The sequence below is a fragment of the Thermostichus sp. MS-CIW-38 genome, assembly GCF_054058415.1.
Window position 1 is genome coordinate 78,800 of sequence record NZ_JBSSAH010000002.1, and the last position, 20,333, is coordinate 99,132.

A 20,333-nucleotide genomic window follows, 5' to 3' on the forward strand; every position below is an offset into this window, starting at 1 on the left:
GTCTCTTGGACCGGCTTTTTTATTGTGCACTGTGCCAGGTTTTGTGATCCCTTCTGCATCTCCTCCCAGTTCCGGCCTTTCCCCCCTCGAAGTGCAGCGCCAGATGATCGTCATTCTCGATTTTGGATCCCAGTACTCTGAGCTCATTGCCCGCCGCATTCGCGAAACCCACGTCTATTCGGAAATCCTTTCCTATCGCACCTCTGCTGAGCAACTGCGGCAACTGCAACCGCAGGGCATTATCCTCTCCGGGGGCCCCAACTCGGTGTATGAGCCAGCCGCTCCGGTGTGTGACCCCGAGATTTGGAACCTAGGGATCCCGGTTCTGGGGGTGTGCTACGGCATGCAACTCATGGTGCAGCAGTTGGGGGGCAAGGTGGAAGCAGCCCAGAAGGGGGAATATGGCCGTGCCGCTCTGCACATTTTGGATCCCACCGACCTGCTCACCAACCTGCCGGAAAACAGCATCATGTGGATGAGCCACGGGGATTCGGTTACCGAACTGCCGCCGGGCTTTCACACCTTGGCCTCTACCGACAACACCCCCTATGCCGCCATTGCCGATCCAAGGCGTCGTCTCTACGGGGTGCAATTTCATCCGGAGGTGGCCCACTCAGAGGCTGGCGCCTTTCTCATCCGCAACTTTGTCTATCACATCTGCGGTTGCGAGCCCACCTGGACAACGGCAGCTTTTCTGGAGGAAGCCATTCGAGAGGTACGTGCCCGTGTGGGCAATAAGAAGGTGCTGTTGGCCCTCTCGGGGGGGGTAGACAGCTCTACTTTGGCTTTTCTGCTGCACAAGGCCATCGGCGACCAGCTCACCTGCGTGTTCATCGACCAAGGGTTTATGCGCAAGGAAGAGCCCCAGCGGCTGCTGCGCCTTTTCCAAGAGCAATTTCACATTCCCGTCCACTACGTGGATGGCCAGGAGCGGTTTCTCCGGCAGTTGCAGGGGGTTACCGATCCCGAAGAAAAACGCAAACGAATTGGGGCAGAGTTTATTCGCGTGTTTGAGGAAGAATCCCAGCGGCTGGGTCCTTTTGAGTACTTAGCCCAAGGCACTCTCTACCCAGACGTGATCGAGTCTGCCAATACCCATGTGGATCCGGTTACTGGAGAACGCATTGCCGTCAAGATCAAAAGCCATCACAATGTCGGCGGCCTGCCCGAAAATCTGCGCTTTAAGCTGGTAGAGCCTTTGCGCAAGCTCTTCAAAGACGAGGTGCGGCAACTGGCCCGCTCTTTGGGTCTGCCGGAAGAGATTGTGGGCCGCCATCCTTTTCCGGGGCCGGGGCTGGCCATCCGCATTGTAGGCGAGGTTACCAAAGAACGGCTGGAAACCCTGCGAGAAGCGGACATGATCGTGCGGCAGGAGATCAACCGCTCCGGCTACTATCCCAAACTTTGGCAAGCCTTTGCCGTGCTGCTGCCAGAGGTGCGGTCGGTGGGGGTGATGGGGGATAAGCGCACCTATGCCTGCCCGGTGGTGGTGCGGCTGGTTACCAGTGAAGACGGTATGACCGCCGATTGGGCGCGAGTTCCCTACGACCTCTTGGCCACCATTTCCAACCGCATCGTCAACGAGGTGCCCGGCATCAACCGCGTGGTTTACGACATCACCTCCAAGCCCCCTGGCACCATCGAGTGGGAGTAGGCGGGATCCCTTGCGTCTGGCCTCGATTCCCGGCTGGATCGATGGCTACCTATGGCCAGCTTCCGGCAGGGAATAGGAAGGGCTTGAGCTGAAGGGCTGAGCGGCTTGGACTTCCATTCGGGCCAAAGTCGTAGCGGCATCCGCCAGTTGCAGAGCAAGGTTGGCACGGCTAATCGGATCCCGGGCATTCCAGAGATCCTGTCCCAAACAAAACACCCGATAGCGAAAGGCTTTGATCGAGCGCGATGGGATGACCTTGACAGTCATGGCTACAACCTCTTCTCCACAGAGACGTGAATAGTCAGCAGAACCCGCTCGGGCTCAAGGTAAACAAATGTTACCAAAACAACCTCGTCCTCAGAGGTAATGCTTACCGGGCAGGTGGCTTTCGGGGGTTCCACCCGTTCATGCCGTACCCCCACAGTGTATTCTCCAATTGGCAGGTCATCAAATCCAGCGTCCGCATAGATCAACTCAATGGTTTCTTCCGCAATCAACTGCCCCTCTCGCTCCAGGAAACTGAGAAAAGGGATTCCATCGATGGAGGTGAGCGCGTTGTTGGCCTGATTGCGGATCATCACAAAGATGTCGGACATGGAAGGTAAGCCCTCACCTCTGGGCTTTAGGGCCAAGGCTGCTGGAATATAGCCCAACTTTCTTTAGCCTGGACCGCTGTCAATCCATGGTTCAGCGACCCAACCCTCGACCCTGTGTATCCGGACGGACAAGACAGGCCTGGAGCTTTTCCCGCAACTGGGCTGTATCGAGATGTTGACCGATGAGCACCAACTGGTTCTTGGGCTGACCCGGCCATTCATCGCTGCTGAGGGTATAGCGCCGCCCACTGAGGTGAAAGATGTGTCGTTCTGGGCTTTCCTCGAACCACAACACCCCCTTGGCGCGAAAGACTGCATCGGGCAACTCGTTGAGAAAATTTTGGAAAGCATCCAAAGAGAAGGGCTGATCGCTCTCAAAGGCCAGGGAGTTAAAGCCGTCAGCCTCAATGTGGCTGTGATGGGAGTGGTGGTGGTCAGGGTGTTCGCAGTGGTCATGATCGTGATCGTGGTCATGGTGGTCGTGACTGGGATGGTCATGGGCCTCTTCTCGGGGCAAGGAACTGGCCTGAAACAGGTCTGTATCCAAGATCAGCTCCAGGGGGACTGCGCTGTTGACGGTGCGCAAAATACGGGCATCCTCTTTGATCTCGCGGATGCGTTTTTCCAGACGCTCGATTTCGGCTTCCTCAACCAAGTCAGTTTTGTTAAGGAGAATCACATCCCCATAGGCAATTTGGCTATAGGCCACGTCGCTGTTAAACAGATCGGGGGCAAAATTGGTGGCGTCTACCAGCGTGACAATCGAGTCTAGCCGCGTCAGGTCTCGCAATTCTGGCCCTAAAAAGGTGAGGGCAACCGGCAAAGGATCCGCCAATCCCGTGGTCTCCACCACCAAGTAGTCGATTTTGTCGGAGCGTTCCATCAACCGCAACACGCTCTCGGCGATGTCGTCCCGGATGGTGCAGCAGATGCAGCCGTTGTTCAGCTCGACCAAATCTTCTTCGCTGGAGACAATCAATTGCGCATCAATGCTGATCTCGCCGAATTCGTTGACCAGCACCGCTGTGCGCATCCCTTTTTGGTTGTTGAGGATGTGGTTGAGAAGGGTGGTTTTCCCACTGCCCAAAAAGCCCGTGATGATGGTGACAGGTAAGCCTCGCTTGGGCACTTCGATGGTTACGGTCATAGAGTGGCAGCGATCCGATATAGAGGGAACTCTTCCACTTTATCCTCTTGTCCTCATTGCCCTAGCTGTCTGAAGCCGATTAAACCCTTCAGATGCGATCAGTAGAGCCTTTGCGCCTCGGCATTGGCGGCAGCCTTGGCTGTCTGAACTGGATGGTCTCTCTCTTTCCGGCTTAATCCTCCAGGGTCAGATCGCTTCCTCTAATCCCCCGGCCCTGAAAGTAGGGTTATTTCGATTCAAACTGGGACAATGCACCCAACACCTAAAACGTTGAACGCAGGGGGCCAGGGAGCTGTTCTCAGTGGCCCACGGGTCTCACCCTAACCTGAAGTGACTATCGATAACATCCCTAGGTAGACTATAGTGCTGACCCACCCCAGCTTGGCCTGTCAAGATGCCTACCTGTCCTGGGTTACTTCCACCTGGTTGCCCGGCTCTAGGCTGACGCGGAACTGTTGTGCGCCTGTTGGCAAGGGATCCGGTGTCAGATCGGGCAGGTTGGCAAAGGGGGTTTCGGCTCGGCGCTCTCGGGCAAGCTCATTCTCCGGCTCGGCAGCCAGCAGGGATCCCGTCCTATCCACCGTTACCCGGTAGACCAAGCTCTCTGGCCAATCGGGGGGAGACTGCCACTGCTCTGCCAAAATGTCTCGCAGACGGGAAAGGGGATCCGCCCCTGCTGCCTCTCTTCCCGCTGTTGGGTCAGATTCTTGGAGGGATGTGGCCAAAGGCTGCGATTGACCCGTCAAGGCAGGGGTGGTGAGCCGCTCTTGCGGGGAAGGGGAAACTGCGGGATCCCTGGGGGTGCGGCTGGCCCAGATCCCAACACCGGCCACAACTGCGATCCCTCCCACCAGCAGGGCCGCGATTCCGGTGGGCTGTCGATACCAAGCCCGCGTCACCGGAGTTCCCAGATTGGCCAGTTGGGGAATGTCATCCGCCACCTGGGAGAGGTTCTCCAGCAGGTCGTACAACTGCGTCATCGACAAATCCACCTGCGCGATGCGATCTTCCCCTTGGCGCACCGTGAGACGATGAAAAATAAAATCAAGCGGACGGATGGCCACGGTACCGCTGAAGGTTCCCTTGGGTTCCCCACTCAAGTGGGATCCCACGTAGCGGTCGATTACGGTGATCAAATCGTTGAGCCAAACGTTATCGCCGTGTAAAGTTTTGACTGTCTCCCCCTGGCGGATTTCCAACTGACACTCGAAGCTGCGCTGGATGGCTTGCAGCGGCGGCGTTGCAGAGGAGTCTGAAGAATTGGAATCGGCAGGGGCTTCTCCCCATACAGTCAGCGTAGAAGTGGGCTGTTGATAGGTGTGGCTAATCAGGGTGAGGCTGGGCATGGCAACTGCGGGCAAACAACACGGGTAGAGGGCTACAGAGGCGATAACAGAGGTGATAATTGACGAACCTGCCTCAAGAAGAGGGTGAGGTATCGGGGCCGGAGCTGTGGGCTACCCCCTCTTCTTCCAGATCGCTGCCGGCAGGCAAATCCATCTCAGGACGGCTGAGCAAGGCTTTCCACAGGCGCTGAGCGCCTTTCGGGCTACTGTAGAACATCAGCTCAATCAAGATGCGCAGGGCCAGCTCGGTGAGGCTATTCTCATCGCGCACGTCCCCATCCACCATGCGGCTGCGGTAGTGAGAGAGGAATTCATCCAAGTAATCTCCCACCAGCGGCTGACGGAAGGGGCTGAGCTCTTGATCGACAGCGGCTTCCAGTTGCTCCAAGGTGCTGCGGATACGGGCTTGTTGCTGAGCAGCCAGATAGGCAATCACCATCACCAGGGCACGGGCCTCTTCGATATCCACCTTTTTGCGCCCACCGCTGCTGCGGCGCAAGGGGTTAGCATTGCGCAGTCGCCAGAGAGTCACCCGATCGCCAATCTGCTCTTCCAAGTTGAGGGCTTTGGCTGCGGACAGAACCGCTTCGGAACTTTCTCCGCTCAGGGACTCCAGCCCCAGCAGTAGCAAGTCCAACTGGGCTTTGATGGTACCGGTGGCTGTGTTCAGGCCAACGGGCCGACTGTCTAACTGAATGTGCTTGTGTTCCACCGTCACGCTGTCAATGGGAGCTTTGGGTTTTGACGAAACTCTATGATCTCCTGTCCAAGCCAAACCTGCAACCTACCTCCCTGCGCTCTAGTCTAAAAGACTTTGGGCATGCTAGACTGCTCGCCAGCCTGCCGAGAGTTGAGCTCTCAGGGTTCTTCCCCAAAACGGGGTAACTCTGGATGCATCTTAGACCAATAAGAATGGGTTTTCTGGGCCGGTTTCTGTTTCGGCAACACCCCTACTCCTAGCTGAACTTGGGCTTTTGGACTCAGGGGGATGGCTACTTATAATGGGGAAAGCAGCTGCTGCTTTGGCCTTTAAGAGCTAAGTGACTACCCACCTTTATTGAGTTTCCCTTTTGTTGACACCAGCGACTCTAGGTGCAGCTTGATTCATCATGGCCTCTTCTGCTCGCTGCAGTACTCAGCCTGTCCCTGTTCACTGGGTCTTGATCTTCAGGGATCGATTGGGGCAGAGGGGGGTTGTTCTGGATAGTATCTATTACTCAGTGGGACGGTCTAAAGACAATCATATTCGCCTTTACGATCCCTGCGTCTCTCGGAAACACGCTTCCCTCATCCGCATCCCAGGTTCAGGGCCAACTGCACAGGGATCCCTGCAGTACAGCTACATGGTATTCGATGGCAGTCCGGGATCCAGGCCCAGCACCAATGGCCTATTCGTCAACGGAAAACGGGTTTTGTCCCATCGCCTTCAGCTTCTAGATAAGATAAGGTTTGGGCCGAACGTAACAGCAATTGTGGAGACAACGGATCGACTCAGCCCGGAAACCCTAGCCAAGTTATTGCAGCCTCTGGATGCTGCTAGCTCTACATCCCCATCCACCTTTGATTTTAATAAAGACACGGAGCCGAACCCGGAAAACCTGGCTCAGCCAGAGGAAGAGGATTTCACTGTTGCCTAAGCCAACCCAACCAGTCTTCTGAATCCTCCTGTGCCCCCCATCCCACCTGCTCTGAGCGGCTACTGGCAAAATGCCTTTGACCTAGAAGCCCATCTGGGATCCTTCCTGGGCCTTGGGGCTGCCGATCTGCGGGAGAAACTGCGGGCAGGGCAGCAGCAATTGGCGGAGTTGGGCCGGCGAGACTTTGGCTGGGATCGGGCAGATGCGTTTTATCGGGATCAGGTGAGATCCGCCTATCTGCTGGATTTGGCGGCTTGGCACCTGAGCAGCACCGACTACATCGGCGATACCTTACGCCTGGTGGCGGATCATGCCCGCGGGTTGGTGTTGGATTTTGGCGGCGGCATCGGCACCCATGCTATCGGGGCGGCCCTCTGCGCAGCGGTGGATCAGGTGATCTTCTGGGATATCAACCCCATCCATCGGCAGTTTGTGCAATGGCGGGCGGAAAAGCTGGGCTTAACCGAGCGCATCCACTGTCCAGAAAACTTCCCAGAAGAGATCTTTTTTGACACGGTCATCTGCTTCGATGTGGTGGAACATCTGGCGGATCCGGCAGCGCAGTTGCGGCAGTTTTACGACTGGCTCAAGCCGTCAGGTAAGCTTTTGATCAACTGGTACTTTTTCAAGGGGTTTAACGGCGAGTTTCCTTTTCACCTGGACGACCCGCAAAAGGTAGAGCAATTCTTTCAGGTGCTGCAAAGCTGTTTTTTGGAGGTGTTTCACCCCTATTTCATTACCGCCCGCTGTTACCGCAAGTGGGATAAAAGCTGAGATTGGAGAAAACCAAGGTGCTGCGCTATTTGCGGATATTGTGGCTGTTTTGGAGCACCTCAATCGCGGCAGAAATGGAGTACCGTGCCAATTTTTTCTTTGCCAGCCTCAGCAGTCTGGGTGGCTTGGGATCCGCTCTGTTTGGGCTGTCGTTGTTTTACCAGCAGGGGCACCGGCTGGGCGGTTGGAGTTGGCCGGAAGCCCTCATCGTGTTGGGGGTGTTCACCATTCTGCAGGGGGTGTCGGCCAGTCTCTTTAACGTCAACCTCAATCGCATTGTGCAGCAGGTGCAGGAAGGCACCTTGGATTTTGTTTTGCTAAAGCCAATAAGCAGCCAGTTTTGGCTGTCGGCCAGGGTGTTTTCCCCCTGGGGCCTGGTGGATATCGGCTTTGGCCTGTTGCTGATTCTCTACGCCGGGATCCAGCTCCATTTGCCTGCTTGGGCCTATGCTCTGGGGCTGCTGCCTCTGCTGCTGGGGCTGATCATCCTCTACAGCCTCTGGTTTATGTTGGGAGCCACCAGCATTTGGTTTGTCAAAATCTACAACGTCACCGAGGTGCTGCGGGGCCTAGTAGAGGCAGGACGATTTCCGATAGTGGCCTATCCGGTGGCCTACCGCGTGTTTTTCACCTTCGTCGTGCCGGTGGCTTTCCTGACCACCATCCCGGCGGAGACCCTGCTGGGGCGAGCCCAATGGCCGTGGCTGCTGGGATCCGCTCTGCTGGCGGCAGGGCTGTTGTGGGGATCCCATCTCTTCTGGCGCTTTGCCCTGCGCTTTTACACCAGCGCTTCCAGTTAAAGTCTGGGCCAAAAAGCTTGGATCCCACGCATCCGAGTTTCCAGGAGTTGAGTAATTTCTACAGACGCGCCCCACGCGCTGACATCGCGGAGAACAACTGCCTTCAGTACAAGGCAGAGGGAATCGCAGAGTTCTCTGGGTTGAGGGCAAAAAAGTTTTCACTGCAGCGCTTTGCAGCCACAGGCTCTGTGGTTTAGGGGGGCTTGTCTGTCAGTGGTTTTGATGGTTTGTCGATCTTTTGAGGAGCCTGTTCAATGCACAAACACACAAGCTTTGTAGCAGCATCTGTGATAGCCGGCAGTTTTGCTCTCTTGGGCTGTGGCAGCAGCACTTCGTCTTCGATGATGCCTTCCCAAGCGGATTTGGTGGCTTTGAGCAGCGGCAATCGCCTCACCTTTATCCGCTCTGCCGATGCCTTTGTGCAGGGATCCCTGACGGTAACAGGAGTGAACGGCAACCTCATTGGTATCGATGTGCGCCCTGCCAACCGGCTGCTTTACGGGCTGACCGACACCAGCATCCTTTACACCATCAACTTGCAGACCGGTGTCGCTACCGTGGCCAGCACTCTGTCGGTTCCCTTCACCGCGGGCACGCTTTCTGGCATGGATTTCAACCCTGTTCCGGATCGGCTGCGCTTGGTGGGAGCCAATGGCCAGAACTTCCGCATCAATGTGGATACGGGCGAAGTGATCCAAGATAGACCTTTGGCCTTTGGCCCAATGGAACTACAGGGATCCCAGCCGGCCATCACCGCCGCCGCCTACACCAACAATGTGGCGGGTGCCCAATCCACGCGGCTGCTGAACATCGACGGGCAACGGAACCTGCTGGTGTTGCAGAATCCCCCCAACGATGGGGTTCAGGTGCCCATTGGCCCTCTGGGGGTGAACTTCGGCCCTATGGGTGGGTTTGACATCCGTACTGCTGATGGAGTGGATACCGGCTTTGCCATCGGCGGCTCCACCTTGTATCGAATTGACCTCAACACCGGTCGGGCCACATCCCTGGGCACCCTGCCGGGTGGGCCGTTCTTTGGCTTGGCCGCCCTCTAGGAAAGCCGATTCCCATTTGCCTATCTAAATCAAGGTTAATCAACATTAATCAATGTTTTGGATTCATTGATTTGGAACCAATTGTTGGAATCGTTTTGAGATCGTTGCTGCTGTTGATCCTTGACCCGGCCCGATCCCAGCTCAGGATTGGGCCTTCTATTTCCCCACAAGTCAGGGTTGACCTTCGCCTATGCAGACGATAAATTATGAGAGCCGCTGCCCTGCTTGGATTACTCTGGGCGATGCTTGTGCCTCTGCAGTTTCTCTCTCTCTTCCATCCCGTTTCCTCTTCCCGCTCATGAAGATCGAGGGCGACAAAGCTGAGGAATCCCTGCAGGAAAAAACCGATGCAGAGGTGTTTGCAGCCCTAAAAGCAGGCCGGTCACAAGCTCTGGCCATTCTCTACGACCGACACGCCGGCTTGGTGTACGGAATTGCCTGCAAAATGCTGGGCAGTACTGCCGAAGCCGAAGATCTCACCCAGGATATTTTTTTGAACTTGGCTCGTTCCTGATACATTTACGCTGAACACTGCTGAACATCACTGTTCAACTATGCAGCGATAGCATTCTGTTTGTTTCCAAACAGAATGGCGGTATTCCGCAAAGCTTTGAGTGGAATACCCAAAGCGCAGTTTCCGTGTCGTCTTACTACCAATTTTCTGCTTTGCTTTGGCTACCATGTTGGCAGACTCGAAAGTAAACAGAAAGATCAACTGGTAGTAATCCGTACTGAACATATTATACATTATTTTCAGTATAGTTGAGCTTATTATTGACTAGAGTCATGCTCCTTTGATCCCAGACGGGGATCCCTGCGCACCTACCTGAGCATCTTGGCTCGCTCTCGCTGTTTGGATCGGCTGCGCTCTTGGCGGAATCGACAGCGCTCCCTGGAACAGGGCAGAGTGGAATTGCAGGGTAGTCCTGCTGCGGATCCCACCTTGGAGCAGTTGGCCCAAGCGGAACGGGTGGCCGAGGTGCAAACGGCCTTGGCCGAGTTGTCCGAAAGTCAACGGCAAGTCTTAAAGATGGCCTATTACGAAGGCATGAGCCAAACGGAAATTGCCAAGCAACTGGATCTGCCTTTGGGAACGGTCAAAGCCAGAGCTCGGCGGGCTCTGCTGCGGCTGCGCGAGTTGTTGGGAGGCCCCTCATGAAAGCCGAATCTGTGTCTCCCGAAGAACTGCAACTGTGGCTGGCAGGCTATGTGCTGGGGGATCTCTCCCCGGAAGAGGCCGAGCGGCTGGAAGCCTTGCTCAAGCTGCGCCCGGAGCTGCACCGAGAACTGCAAGCGTTGCAACGGGCGTTGGAGACAGCCTACGGCGTGGAGGAAAAGCAACCTCCCCCCGCCCTGCGGGCTTCTCTGTTGCAGGCACATGCGGAGCAGGCAGCCCAACCGATGCGCACCCCCGCCTGGATTGCCAAGGGATCCCGTCTCTGGCAACGGGGCTTGGGGGCGGTGGCCGCAGGCTTGATCGTCGCTTTGGGGCTGGGGAACCTCTACCTGTGGCGCAGGCTGCAGCTAGCCCAGACGCAAGGGATCCCGATCCCTGGCGAGGTGTTGACCTATGAATTGCAGCCGACTGCGGAGAACCTAACCGGCTCGGTCAAGCTTGAGGTGGATCCCCAGCGCCTGCAAGGGCGATTGGTGGCCCAAGGGTTGCCGCCTTTGCCGGAAGGCCGGGTCTATGCCCTGTGGGTGGTGCTGGAACCGGAGGCGCCCTTTACCACCGATAGGGCGGGGGCCGTTCTCGTGGCAGCTTTTCCGGTGGATGAAACAGGAAATCGCCAACAGGAGCTGCGCCTACCGCCGGTGTTTGAATCTACAGAATGGGTGCGGGCTGTGGCCATTACCGAAGAGGATGGCAATCGTCCCCAAGAGCACCAGGGATCCCCTTTGTGGATTTCCGGCTAGGGATGGATTGGCGTGGCCCGATGGCACAAGTAGGCGATTGTGATGCAGATGGATGTCAACCCAGTCTTGTGACCAAGGCAGAAGGCCTTAAGATAAAAGTCGCCACCCCAGCGAAGAACTTGGAGGCCACCCCATGGGCGAAGCGAAGCGCCGTAAAACCCGCATCAGCCAAGATCCCGACCAAGAGCTGGTGTTTCCCAACCTCAAGGATATTCCCCTCACCAAAGGGCAAGCTCGCGCCATCTACAATTGGACAACCCGTGGCGCTTGGGCAGGCATCATTCTCCTGGCCATCATTTGGGTGGTGATCCGATTTGTAGGGCCTGCCTTCGGCTGGTGGCATCTGGTCGGCTAGCCGGCCGGATCCCCTCTAGCATCCTTTGGAGTTTCCGTCTATGCGCTCTTATCTGGCAGCCGCCATTCAAATGACCAGCATTCCCGATCTGGCCAGCAACTTGCAGCAGGCGGAAGAGTGGATCGACTTTGCAGTGCGCCAGGGATGCGAGCTGGTGACGCTACCAGAAAACTTTGCCTTCATGGGGCCGGAAGCCGAGAAAGCCCGCCTTGCTCCTGAGATTGCGGAGCGGGCGGAGGAGTTTTTGGCCAAGATGGCCCAGCGTTACCAAGTATTTATTTTGGGAGGAGGGTATCCTGTGCCGGACGGGCAGGGCAAAGTTTACAATACCGCTGCCCTCTACAGCCCTGACGGCAAAGAGCTGGCCCGCTATCGCAAAATCCACCTGTTCGATGTCAATCTGCCCGACGGCAATACCTACCGCGAGTCGAACACGGTGGTCAGCGGAGATGAGGTGGTCACCTGCGAGCAAGAGCAACTGGGGAACCTCGGTTTGTCGGTCTGCTACGACGTACGCTTTCCAGAGCTGTACCGATCCCTGGTGGATCGCGGCGCCCAGATTTTGCTCATCCCTGCCGCCTTCACGGCCTACACGGGTCGGGATCACTGGCAGGTTTTGCTGCAATGCCGGGCCATTGAGAACACCTGTTACGTGATAGCCCCCGCCCAGGTGGGCACCCACTACGAGCGGCGACAGTGTCACGGCCATGCCATGATCGTGGACCCCTGGGGGACTATCTTGGCGGATGCGGGTGGCGAAAAACCGGGGGTGGCCATTGCTGAAATTAACCCAGAGCGTTTCCAGTTGGTCAGGCGGCAGATGCCTTCCCTACAACACCGTCGGCTGGCCTGCACCGTCACCCGCTAGGGATCCGCTATGCCTTGGCCCCCCCTGATTCTCTACAGCAAACCCGGCTGCCACCTCTGCGAGAGCTTGGTGGAGAAGTTGCGGCAGATCCCCGAAATTCGTGATCTGGAAGTCCGCGACATCACCTCCAACCCGAGTTGGTGGGAGCAATACCAACTGGAAGTTCCCGTGCTCACCCTGGCAGGGGATCCCGAGCGACCTTTGCCACGTCCTTCCCCTCGGCTGACGGTGAGCCAGTTGCGGGCTTGGCTTGAGAAACAGCTCCGTTGAATTTCTCCTGCTGCTGCCGGAGCTTTCTCTGCCATGCCTATGGAGAGAGCAGCGATTCGCTGCGGGCGGTGTAGCCGGCTTGACGCAGGGCTTCAACGGCGGCTTGGGCATTGTTAACCCAAAATTGGGATCCCATTCTCACCCAAAGGGTATGGGGATGGGCGGTGATGGCAGCCACGACAGGAATGCGATTTTCTTCTTTAATTTCCGAGCGTTGGCGAGCGATTAGCGTCTGTAAACGGTATCGATCCTCCAGTGTCCCAGCAGAGTCGAGAGGGATCTCCACCGTTACCCAACTAACAGATTCAATCGGTTGTAAATCTTCCACAATCAGTTGCACCTGTTCATCCCGCTGATCCACTTTGGCCCAGACCCACAGCCGTTGATCCACCTCCAGGCGACCTCGCAAACGTTCGTAGGTTTTGGGAAAGATCACCGCTTCACAACTGCCGGTGAGATCTTCCAGTTGCAAAATGGCCATGCGATCCCCTTTCTTGGTTGTGACATTTTTAATGGCAGTCACCAGGGCGAGAACGCCCACAGAGGCATCGGCTGCGCAGCCGCCCAAGTCAGCTAGGTTTACAGGGGCCAGCAGCCGCGCTTGCTCCTGAATGCGCCGCAGCGGATGATCCGAGACATAAAACCCCAGCAGCTCCCGTTCCAGCCTCAACTTTTCCTGAGGTGGAAAATCTTCAGTAGCCGGCCCACGCGGAGCCTCCACAAATCCATTGCCGGCGCTGCTATTGCTCTCCAGTAGATCGAACAAGCTGGCTTGGCCGATGGCTTTGGACTTGGCTCGCTGCGCTGCCCAACTGAGGATGGGATCCAAATCGGCAATTAGTTGTTTACGATTTCCAGAAATACAATCAAAAGCGCCCGCACAAATCAGGGCCTCCAGGGCACGACGGTTAACAATGCGCAGATCCACCCGCTGGCAAAAATCCGCCAGAGAGGTGAAGGGGCCATCAGCTTGACGGGCAGCCAAAATGTTTTGAATGGCCCCCTCCCCTACATTCTTCACTGCCCCCAGACCAAACAAAATGCTGGATCCCTGGGGAGTAAAGTCCATTCCAGAACGGTTGATATCCGGCGGCTGAATTTGGATCCCAATTGACAAGCAATAGGTAATGTAGCGCTGTACCTTGTCCTGATCTCCCCCCACAGAAGAGAGCAAGGCTGCCATATATTCCGTTGGGTAATTGGCCTTGAGGTAAGCTGTTTGAAAAGTAATCAACCCATAGGCAGTAGAATGCGATTTATTGAAGCAATACTCGGCAAAAGCAACCATTTGATCAAACAATTCTGTGGCAACTTCTTGGCTTACACCCCGCTTAGCTGCCCCCTGCACAAATTGCTCGCGGTGTTTCTCCATCTCGGAGACTTTCTTTTTCCCCATCGCTCGCCGCAGCAGATCGGCTTGGCCTAAGGTGTATCCGGCCATGTCTTGGGCAATGCGCATGATCTGTTCCTGGTAGAGGATGGCTCCGTAGGTATCCTGAAGAATGGGCTTGAGGAGTTCGTGGGCATAGGTTACCGGTTTGCGACCGTGCTTGCGATCGATAAAGTCGGGGATCATTCCCGTATCCAATGGGCCTGGCCGGTACAAGGCCAATACTGAAGAAATATCTTCCAGGTTGGAAGGTTTGAGCTCCCGCACCACCTGCTTCATGCCAGAAGATTCCAGTTGGAAGATCCCTTCCAGCTCTCCCTTTTCCAAAAGCTGGTAGGTTTTCTTGTCGTCTAGGGGTAGGTTATCCAGATCTATATTGACGCCATTGTGTTCTCGGATCAGTTCCACTGCCCGCTGAATCATCGTCAGGTTGCGCAGACCCAAAAAGTCCATCTTCAGCAAGCCCAAAGACTCGATATCTTCCATCGAGTACTGGGTGATAATTTGGCCTTCATTGTTGTACTGCAGAGGCACGATCTCATCTAAGGGATCCTTAGCAATCACCACACCGGCAGCGTGAACCCCGAAGGTTTTGTTGGTGCCCTCCAACAAACGTGCCAGCTCGATCCAGCGGTGGGTGGTTGGGTCTTTCTCGTATTTTTCTTTGAACTCTGGAGCCGGAGTATCCTCGCCAATCATCTCTTCCAATTTTGCGGGCTTGCCTCGGGATACCGGGATCAATTTTGCCATTTTGTCGGCTTCTGAGTAGGGAATGTCTAAGACTCGACCGACATCCTTGAGAATGGCTTTAGAGGTCATGCGGTTAAAGGTGATGATCTGGGCGACTCGCTCTTGGCCGTATTTGCGGGTCACATAGTCGATCAGCTCTCCCCGCCGCTCGATGCAAAAATCCGTATCGATATCCGGCATCGATTGACGTTCTGGATTGAGAAATCGCTCAAACAGTAGGCCGTATTTAACCGGGTCAATGTTGGTAATTTGTAGGGCATAGGCCACCAGGGATCCTGCTGCCGAGCCTCGCCCCGGCCCCACCGGGATCCCCTGCTCGCGGGCATAGCGAACGTAGTCCCAGACCACCAGGAAATAGCTGGAGAAGCCCTTTTGTTGGATGATGTTCAGCTCAAAGCGCAGGCGCTCCTGGTAGTTTTGGGGGATCTGATCCGGCTGAGCAACACCGCAGCGCTTCGCCAGCCCCTGCCAGGCCAATTCTGTGAGATAGCTATCGGCAGAATGGCCCGGTGGAACCGGGTAGTCGGGCATGCGCATTTCCCCAAATAGGTCATAGCCCTCGATCTTTTCCAGCACCTTCAGGGTGTTGGCGATGGCCTCGTCAATCACCTCCTGTTCCAAATGGTCACGGCAGAGACGGCGCATCTCTTCTGGGCTTTTCAGGTATTCGGTTCCGGTGTAGCGAAGGCGATTTTTTTCAGTAAGGGATTTGCCTGTTTGAATGCAGAGCAGCGCATCGTGGGCCTCTACATCCCAGCAGGAAATAAAATGGCTATCGTTGGTGAGGATGATCGGGATCCCCAATTCGCGGGCGATGCGCACCAACTGCACATTGACAAAGCGATCTTCTTGATAACCGTGATCCTGAATCTCGATGTAATAATCATCCCCAAACTGCTCTTGGTACCAAGCGGCAACTTCACGGGCAATTTCTGGCCGCCGCTGCAAAATAGCTTGAGGCACTTCTCCTGCCAAGCAGCCGCTGGTGACGATCAGCCCTTCTTTGTATTGCACCAAATACTCTTTGTTGATGCAGGGGCGAGAGAAAATCCCTTTCCCTTGAATGCCATTTAGATGGGAAATGGTGGTTAGCTTCACTAAGTTTTTGTAGCCCTGGGTATTTTTGGCCAGAACCACTTGGTGATACTTGGGGTACTTGCGGCTTTTGTCGCGGATATCGCCGTTGATTACATACATTTCATTGCCGATGATTGGAGTAATCCCTTTGCTTTTACACAGTTTCACTAGCTCTAACGCCCCATACATGACACCGTGATCCGTCAGGGCCAGCCCCGGCAAACCCATAGCCACCACCTGCTCGATCAGACGCGGCAATTGGCTGGCGCCATCCAAGAGGCTGTATTCGCTGTGGAGATGCAAAGGAACAAAAGACATGGCAACGCTATGGATAGTGGGATCCCTTTAACCTTAACTCAGCGTGTCCATTTCTCGACTGCCTGCAGATGCCGCTACAGTAAAGTCAGCTGATGTTTTTTCCCTTTTCTTGAATCTATGGATGCTCCCATTCGCCTCACCCAGTACTCCCACGGCGGTGGCTGCGGCTGTAAAATTGCCCCGGCCCTGCTGCAACAAATTCTTAAGGATGTGCCCCTGCTATCCCCAAATCCGGCTTTGTTGGTGGGAGCTGAAACCAGCGATGATGCGGCTGTCTATCAAATAAGCGACCACCAAGCCCTAATTTTGACCACCGACTTCTTCATGCCGATTGTGGATGAGCCGGTGGATTTTGGTCGGATCGCGGCGACCAATGCCCTTTCCGATGTCTACGCGATGGGGGGCACTCCCATTCTGGCTTTGGCAGTTTTGGGCATGCCGGTCAATACCCTGCCGATGCAGGCCATCCAAGGGATCATGGCCGGAGGGATCCAGGTTTGCCAAGAAGCCGGGATCCCTTTGGCAGGGGGGCACTCCATCGATTCGCCGGAGCCCATCTTCGGCTTGGTGGCAGCAGGTTTGGCCCATCCACACCACATTCGCCGCAATGCCACGGCCCAAGCCGGGGACGATCTGATCCTGACCAAGCCGCTGGGGATCGGGGTGATGACCACCGCTCTGAAAAAGGGTCAGCTCAGTGCGGCAGGCTACGCGGAAGTTTTGCAGGTGATGACCCAGCTGAATCGCATCGGCTCGCAACTGGCCCAGCGACCGCAAGTTCACGCCATGACGGATGTAACAGGGTTTGGCCTGGTGGGACACTTGCTGGAAGTCTGTCGCGGCTCGGGGGTGGGGGCCAGTTTGGATCTGGCTTCCATTCCGTTTTTGGCAGAAGCGCTCTCGCTGGCAGAGGCGGGGATCTTCCCAGGGGCGGCTCGTCGCAATTGGCAGGGCTATGAGGGGGTACAGGCAGAATCCCTGCCCGAGTGGCAGCAACTGCTGCTGGCAGATCCCCAAACCAGCGGGGGCTTGCTGGTGGCGGTGGATCCCGGCTACACCTCAGACCTCTTGCAAGAGCTGCACAGTGCCGGCTACCCCTACGCCCGTCGCATTGGCCGCTGCCAAGCTGGAGACACCAGAATCCATGTTACCGGCAAGATCAGCCTCAGCCCAGCGGCAGCCTGAAGAAGACCCTCTGGCAATACTCACCATGCAAAGTCTCATGCAAAGTCTCGATAGAGGGCTCAGTATGAAGATTGCGTCAAGCAGCTCTGAGAAAGTTAAAGATACCATGTGAGGCAAGGGAAGGTTAGGATATCCTGAGATCTATGAGCGAGCTTCCCCCCAGCCGTAGTCTGGTTCAGCGAGTTGAGCCTGGCCAGCTGATTCGAACCCTCAGCAGTGGGCAATTGCTGATGGTGGATCCCCAGCGGCACAACGCCCTGATCATCTGCAAGACGTTTCATGCTGAGTTTGCCGGGCCGGGTGCTGCTGTTGGGGGGCCATTGGATGTGGAGTCCGGCGGCGTTGTCCCCATTGGGGATGTGGTTTTGCTGCATCCGCAAGACCACCAAGAGCGGCAAAATGCCTATGCCAAGCGGCTGCACTGGATGCGTTGGCTGCAGCAAATCACCGATAATCCTTTGCCGGCGCAACGGGCGCGGGTTTTGCTCTTTAGCTTAGAGGAATTTTTCTCTGCGGATTTGGTTAGCCAATTGCCAGATGACATTTTGGCGCGGCTGGTGGGGGTGCTGCCCCAGACGATTGCTGCGGTGCGGATGGAGATGACGGCCCTCTACAGCCCCAGCTATTCCTTGGCAGGCTGAGCTTGTCTTGGACTGGGGAAGGGACTCGTCCTGCCAGCATGAATCGGTGACACCTTGCAGCCCTCTCTGCAACTGGAACAAGACACGATCAGCTACACTGAAAGCCAATTTGCGTTGGCATTTGGTTCAACTGGACTCGACTGGAATCTCTGCCTTATGCAGTGGTGGAAACGGCTTCGCCGCAATCGATGGGCCCAAGCAGGAGCCTACATTCTTCTTGTTTTCTACGCCTGCGCCATTTTTGCCGAGTTCGTTGCCCCCTACAGCCCACTGGAATCTCAACCGGGGGGATCCCTTCTGCCGCCCACCGCCATTCACTTTTGGGATGAATCGGGCGCTTGGATTGGGCCCCACGTTTATCCAACCCGCCAGGGGCCAGTGGATCTGGAAACGGGAGAACGCCCGCTCTTGGTGGATACCAGCCGTCCAGCCGGGATCCGCTTGTTTGTGGCCGGTACTCCCTACCGTTGGTTGGGGTTGATCCCCTCCAATCGGCATCTGTTCGGCACCGTCCCGCTGCGGCCTGTTGCAGAAGCAGGACAAGTGGGATCGCAAATCAGCGAAGAGCCACCTCTGGCACGGCTGCACCTGCTGGGCACAGATGATCAAGGTCGGGACTATTTCAGTCGCTTGGTCTATGGCGGGCGCGTCAGCCTGTTTATCGGCTTGGTGGGCATTGGCATCTCTTTCCCCATTGGTCTGCTGGTGGGGGCCATATCCGGCTACCTTGGGGGCTGGGTGGATACGCTCCTGATGCGCTTGGCCGAGGTGTTGATGTCGATTCCGACGCTGTATCTGCTGGTGTCGCTGGCAGCGGTGTTGCAGGTGAATCCGCTGACCGGGGTGCCTTTCAGCAATGCCGAGCGCTTCTTGGTGATTGTGGTGATCCTCTCTTTTGTGGGTTGGGCGGGCCTAGCCAGGGTGATTCGTGGGCAGGTGCTGTCCTTGCGAGAGCGGGACTTTGTGCAGGCAGCGCGGGTAGCCGGGGCGGGATCCCTGTATCTGCTGGTGCGGCATATTTTGCCCCAGACAGCCACTTATGTGGTGATCTCGGCAACCTTGGCGGTGCCCGGCTACATTGCGGCAGAGTCGGTGCTGAGCCTCATCGGGTTGGGGATCCAACAGCCGGATGCCTCTTGGGGCAACATGCTCTCGCTGGCCACCAACGCTTCGGTGATCATCCTACAGCCCTGGCTGGTGCTGGCCCCCACTTTGATGGTGGTGCTGACCTCTCTATCCTTTAACCTGCTGGGGGATGGTTTGCGGGACGCCCTCGATCCTCGGGAAGGGTGAGCTGCTTCCCCATTGCGCCGAGTGAGGGGAATGGAGTGGCCTGCAAATCACCGCTTTCCGTCGGGATAGAGCCGGTTTAGACCCTTGCGAGCCTTAGCATGGACATCCAGGGTGGCATCCATTTTCAGGATCTGCCGGTAAACTTGCTCGGCACGAGCCACTTCCCCTTCCTGTTCCAACTTTTGTCCTAGCTTGAGCAAGTTTTGGGCTGAGAGATCTGCCCAAGGATTCTGTTCGGCTGTTGGCTCCTGCAGTTGCCGCAGCTCTTCTAGGCGCTCTTGCACCATCGGTCGTAACAGCCAAGAGTCATCCAGATCCAAAACCTCTCGGTAGTAGCGCTGGGCCTCTTTAAAGTTCTTTTGCTCGTCGTAGGCTTCCGCCAGTTGTAGCGCCAGTTCCGCTGTGGGCTGATCCTTAAACTGGCGATGCAGTTGGTTCAGTCGCCGCACAAAGGGGGATCCCTGCTGCGGGTTTTTCAAATCCGGGGCGTGCTGAACCGGCAGATAGTCGTCCCTCTCCGCCGATGGTTGAGGGGAAGGGGCAGGCTCTGCAGCTTGAGGTCGAAGGGGCGCTTGGCGGCTGATACTTTTGGGATCGATGGGGGTGGGCTTGTAAACCCAAATTGGCTGATCCGGAGGAGATGCGGGTGGGGTTGGGCGTGGGATCGGCTGCGGCAAGGGAATGGTCTTGCGATCCGGCGGTTCAGGAGATGGCTGCTTCAGCTCCTCAAGGGTGCCGGGAGGTTTGGGGGCCTGAAATTGAATCGCTTTGGGAGTCTCCCTGCGCTCTTGGGCCAATTCTCGGTACAGAGCGGCCAATTGAAGGTAACCCGCCTCCTCGTAGGCGGTGGCCAGCCAACGGGCATTCTCTGGGCTGGGATCCGCACGATAAGCTCGCCGGAGCAACTGCAAAGCAGTGCCGTAGTTGCGCTCTCGAATGGCTGCCCGTCCCAAACTCGCTGAGCTGACCCCGATGGTATCGCTGGCCATAGTCCCCCATCTGTCTTGGCGCCGACAATAGAGCTAAGAGTCAAGGCTGAGCTGCTGATAATTCAGGTTTTCCAAGCCAGCCACGTGGGTTGACGCTTGCTTAATATAACTGGATTCCTTGGCCATAGCATACCCTCACCAGCCGGGATATTATCTGCTCGGACAGCTCCCTCTTGTTGAGATCTCTCGCTTTATATCAATTCAATGTCGATATTGAGGGTGGGATTGGATTGAGATCTGGATGCCAAGTTAACTTTCGGGCTAGCTTGTA

The 20,333-nt window shown here is 56.3% G+C and carries 19 protein-coding genes and 3 pseudogenes; 14 read left to right on the forward strand and 8 right to left on the reverse strand.

The window, feature by feature from the left end; genetic code table 11:
- The first annotated feature begins 103 nt into the window (after positions 1-103).
- Entirely contained in the window at positions 104-1,654 is a 1,551-nt protein-coding gene (guaA, locus tag ACVWXZ_RS01220) for a glutamine-hydrolyzing GMP synthase (protein WP_457482061.1), read from the forward strand.
- A gap of 45 nt (positions 1,655-1,699) precedes the next feature.
- Here guaA and ACVWXZ_RS01225 read toward each other — a convergent pair whose 3' ends face one another.
- The 5 genes from ACVWXZ_RS01225 to ACVWXZ_RS01245 form a co-directional block, all read right to left on the reverse strand.
- On the reverse strand, positions 1,700-1,921 hold the full coding sequence (locus tag ACVWXZ_RS01225; protein WP_011432797.1) for a hypothetical protein: 222 nt from the start codon (positions 1,919-1,921) through the stop codon (positions 1,700-1,702).
- A gap of 2 nt (positions 1,922-1,923) precedes the next feature.
- Positions 1,924-2,250, reverse strand: coding sequence for a hypothetical protein (locus tag ACVWXZ_RS01230; RefSeq protein ID WP_414329244.1), 327 nt, complete (start codon positions 2,248-2,250; stop codon positions 1,924-1,926).
- Between the two features lie 91 nt (positions 2,251-2,341).
- Positions 2,342-3,397: a CobW family GTP-binding protein gene (locus tag ACVWXZ_RS01235; protein ID WP_457482036.1), complete on the reverse strand. Its 1,056-nt coding sequence runs from the start codon at positions 3,395-3,397 to the stop codon at positions 2,342-2,344.
- A 398-nt stretch (positions 3,398-3,795) separates the two neighbouring features.
- On the reverse strand, positions 3,796-4,743 hold the full coding sequence (locus ACVWXZ_RS01240) for a DUF4335 domain-containing protein (RefSeq protein ID WP_457482037.1): 948 nt from the start codon (positions 4,741-4,743) through the stop codon (positions 3,796-3,798).
- Between the two features lie 73 nt (positions 4,744-4,816).
- The gene (locus tag ACVWXZ_RS01245) at positions 4,817-5,461 is read right to left on the reverse strand and encodes a DUF3038 domain-containing protein (protein WP_457482038.1); all 645 of its coding nucleotides are present in this window, start codon (positions 5,459-5,461) and stop codon (positions 4,817-4,819) included.
- Positions 5,462-5,963: 502 nt separating this feature from the next.
- Here ACVWXZ_RS01245 and ACVWXZ_RS01250 point away from each other — a divergent pair.
- From ACVWXZ_RS01250 to ACVWXZ_RS01270, 5 genes and pseudogenes are all read left to right on the forward strand, one after another.
- Positions 5,964-6,380 (forward strand): FHA domain-containing protein, encoded by a 417-nt coding sequence (locus tag ACVWXZ_RS01250; protein WP_238376925.1) that lies wholly within the window; start codon positions 5,964-5,966, stop codon positions 6,378-6,380.
- 30 nt (positions 6,381-6,410) lie between these two features.
- Positions 6,411-7,154, forward strand: a complete 744-nt coding sequence (locus tag ACVWXZ_RS01255; RefSeq protein ID WP_011432803.1) for a class I SAM-dependent methyltransferase — start codon at positions 6,411-6,413, stop codon at positions 7,152-7,154.
- Positions 7,155-7,171: 17 nt separating this feature from the next.
- Positions 7,172-7,954, forward strand: coding sequence for an ABC transporter permease (locus ACVWXZ_RS01260; RefSeq protein WP_414349888.1), 783 nt, complete (start codon positions 7,172-7,174; stop codon positions 7,952-7,954).
- A 341-nt stretch (positions 7,955-8,295) separates the two neighbouring features.
- On the forward strand, positions 8,296-9,009 hold the full coding sequence (locus tag ACVWXZ_RS01265; RefSeq protein WP_457394078.1) for a DUF4394 domain-containing protein: 714 nt from the start codon (positions 8,296-8,298) through the stop codon (positions 9,007-9,009).
- Positions 9,010-9,307: 298 nt separating this feature from the next.
- Positions 9,308-9,520, forward strand: a pseudogene (locus ACVWXZ_RS01270) (sigma factor); the annotation flags it as partial.
- 41 nt (positions 9,521-9,561) lie between these two features.
- Here ACVWXZ_RS01270 and ACVWXZ_RS01275 read toward each other — a convergent pair.
- Positions 9,562-9,745: pseudogene (locus ACVWXZ_RS01275) on the reverse strand (hypothetical protein); the annotation flags it as partial.
- 42 nt (positions 9,746-9,787) lie between these two features.
- Between ACVWXZ_RS01275 and ACVWXZ_RS01280 the strand changes: the two are divergent.
- The 5 genes and pseudogenes from ACVWXZ_RS01280 to ACVWXZ_RS01300 all read left to right on the forward strand — a co-directional run.
- Positions 9,788-10,168 (forward strand): annotated as a pseudogene (locus ACVWXZ_RS01280) (sigma-70 family RNA polymerase sigma factor); the annotation flags it as partial.
- A complete protein-coding gene (locus ACVWXZ_RS01285; protein ID WP_457482039.1) occupies positions 10,165-10,926 on the forward strand; it encodes an anti-sigma factor domain-containing protein in 762 nt (253 codons plus the stop codon). The pseudogene ACVWXZ_RS01280 and the gene ACVWXZ_RS01285, both read left to right, overlap by 4 nt.
- Before the next feature lie 133 nt (positions 10,927-11,059).
- Positions 11,060-11,281 (forward strand): DUF2839 domain-containing protein, encoded by a 222-nt coding sequence (locus tag ACVWXZ_RS01290; protein ID WP_414329235.1) that lies wholly within the window; start codon positions 11,060-11,062, stop codon positions 11,279-11,281.
- Positions 11,282-11,321: 40 nt separating this feature from the next.
- Positions 11,322-12,149, forward strand: a complete 828-nt coding sequence (locus ACVWXZ_RS01295; RefSeq protein ID WP_011432809.1) for a carbon-nitrogen hydrolase family protein — start codon at positions 11,322-11,324, stop codon at positions 12,147-12,149.
- Positions 12,150-12,158: 9 nt separating this feature from the next.
- The gene (locus tag ACVWXZ_RS01300) at positions 12,159-12,419 is read left to right on the forward strand and encodes a glutaredoxin family protein (protein ID WP_011432810.1); all 261 of its coding nucleotides are present in this window, start codon (positions 12,159-12,161) and stop codon (positions 12,417-12,419) included.
- A 37-nt stretch (positions 12,420-12,456) separates the two neighbouring features.
- Here ACVWXZ_RS01300 and ACVWXZ_RS01305 read toward each other — a convergent pair whose 3' ends face one another.
- Positions 12,457-15,954, reverse strand: coding sequence for a DNA polymerase III subunit alpha (locus ACVWXZ_RS01305; RefSeq protein WP_457482040.1), 3,498 nt, complete (start codon positions 15,952-15,954; stop codon positions 12,457-12,459).
- A 117-nt stretch (positions 15,955-16,071) separates the two neighbouring features.
- On the opposite strand from ACVWXZ_RS01305, the gene selD reads away from it, so the two are divergent.
- The 3 genes from selD (at position 16,072) to ACVWXZ_RS01320 (ending at position 19,073) form a co-directional block, all read left to right on the forward strand.
- Entirely contained in the window at positions 16,072-17,139 is a 1,068-nt protein-coding gene (gene selD, locus ACVWXZ_RS01310; RefSeq protein WP_457403377.1) for a selenide, water dikinase SelD, read from the forward strand.
- Between the two features lie 143 nt (positions 17,140-17,282).
- The gene (locus tag ACVWXZ_RS01315) at positions 17,283-17,780 is read left to right on the forward strand and encodes a hypothetical protein (protein ID WP_414381897.1); all 498 of its coding nucleotides are present in this window, start codon (positions 17,283-17,285) and stop codon (positions 17,778-17,780) included.
- Positions 17,781-17,936: 156 nt separating this feature from the next.
- Positions 17,937-19,073 carry an ABC transporter permease gene (locus tag ACVWXZ_RS01320; protein WP_457482041.1) on the forward strand — a complete coding sequence of 379 codons (1,137 nt, stop codon included), beginning with the start codon at positions 17,937-17,939 and terminating at the stop codon, positions 19,071-19,073.
- 47 nt (positions 19,074-19,120) lie between these two features.
- On the opposite strand, the gene ACVWXZ_RS01325 is transcribed toward ACVWXZ_RS01320, so the two are convergent.
- The gene (locus ACVWXZ_RS01325) at positions 19,121-20,062 is read right to left on the reverse strand and encodes a hypothetical protein (protein WP_457442968.1); all 942 of its coding nucleotides are present in this window, start codon (positions 20,060-20,062) and stop codon (positions 19,121-19,123) included.
- Between the last annotated feature and the right edge of the window lie 271 nt (positions 20,063-20,333).

Excerpts from the sequence above, each read along its gene's own strand:
- guaA (WP_457482061.1), top strand. The coding sequence starts at position 104 with ATGATCGTCATTCTCGATTTTGGATCCCAGTACTCTGAGCTCATTGCC.
- ACVWXZ_RS01225 (WP_011432797.1), bottom strand. The coding sequence starts at position 1,921 with ATGACTGTCAAGGTCATCCCATCGCGCTCGATCAAAGCCTTTCGCTAT.
- ACVWXZ_RS01230 (WP_414329244.1), bottom strand. The coding sequence starts at position 2,250 with ATGTCCGACATCTTTGTGATGATCCGCAATCAGGCCAACAACGCGCTC.
- ACVWXZ_RS01235 (WP_457482036.1), bottom strand. The coding sequence starts at position 3,397 with ATGACCGTAACCATCGAAGTGCCCAAGCGAGGCTTACCTGTCACCATC.
- ACVWXZ_RS01240 (WP_457482037.1), bottom strand. The coding sequence starts at position 4,743 with ATGCCCAGCCTCACCCTGATTAGCCACACCTATCAACAGCCCACTTCT.
- ACVWXZ_RS01265 (WP_457394078.1), top strand. The coding sequence starts at position 8,296 with ATGATGCCTTCCCAAGCGGATTTGGTGGCTTTGAGCAGCGGCAATCGC.
- ACVWXZ_RS01285 (WP_457482039.1), top strand. The coding sequence starts at position 10,165 with ATGAAAGCCGAATCTGTGTCTCCCGAAGAACTGCAACTGTGGCTGGCA.
- ACVWXZ_RS01290 (WP_414329235.1), top strand. The coding sequence starts at position 11,060 with ATGGGCGAAGCGAAGCGCCGTAAAACCCGCATCAGCCAAGATCCCGAC.
- ACVWXZ_RS01295 (WP_011432809.1), top strand. The coding sequence starts at position 11,322 with ATGCGCTCTTATCTGGCAGCCGCCATTCAAATGACCAGCATTCCCGAT.
- ACVWXZ_RS01300 (WP_011432810.1), top strand. The coding sequence starts at position 12,159 with ATGCCTTGGCCCCCCCTGATTCTCTACAGCAAACCCGGCTGCCACCTC.
- ACVWXZ_RS01305 (WP_457482040.1), bottom strand. The coding sequence starts at position 15,954 with ATGTCTTTTGTTCCTTTGCATCTCCACAGCGAATACAGCCTCTTGGAT.
- selD (WP_457403377.1), top strand. The coding sequence starts at position 16,072 with ATGGATGCTCCCATTCGCCTCACCCAGTACTCCCACGGCGGTGGCTGC.
- ACVWXZ_RS01315 (WP_414381897.1), top strand. The coding sequence starts at position 17,283 with ATGAGCGAGCTTCCCCCCAGCCGTAGTCTGGTTCAGCGAGTTGAGCCT.
- ACVWXZ_RS01320 (WP_457482041.1), top strand. The coding sequence starts at position 17,937 with ATGCAGTGGTGGAAACGGCTTCGCCGCAATCGATGGGCCCAAGCAGGA.
- ACVWXZ_RS01325 (WP_457442968.1), bottom strand. The coding sequence starts at position 20,062 with ATGGCCAGCGATACCATCGGGGTCAGCTCAGCGAGTTTGGGACGGGCA.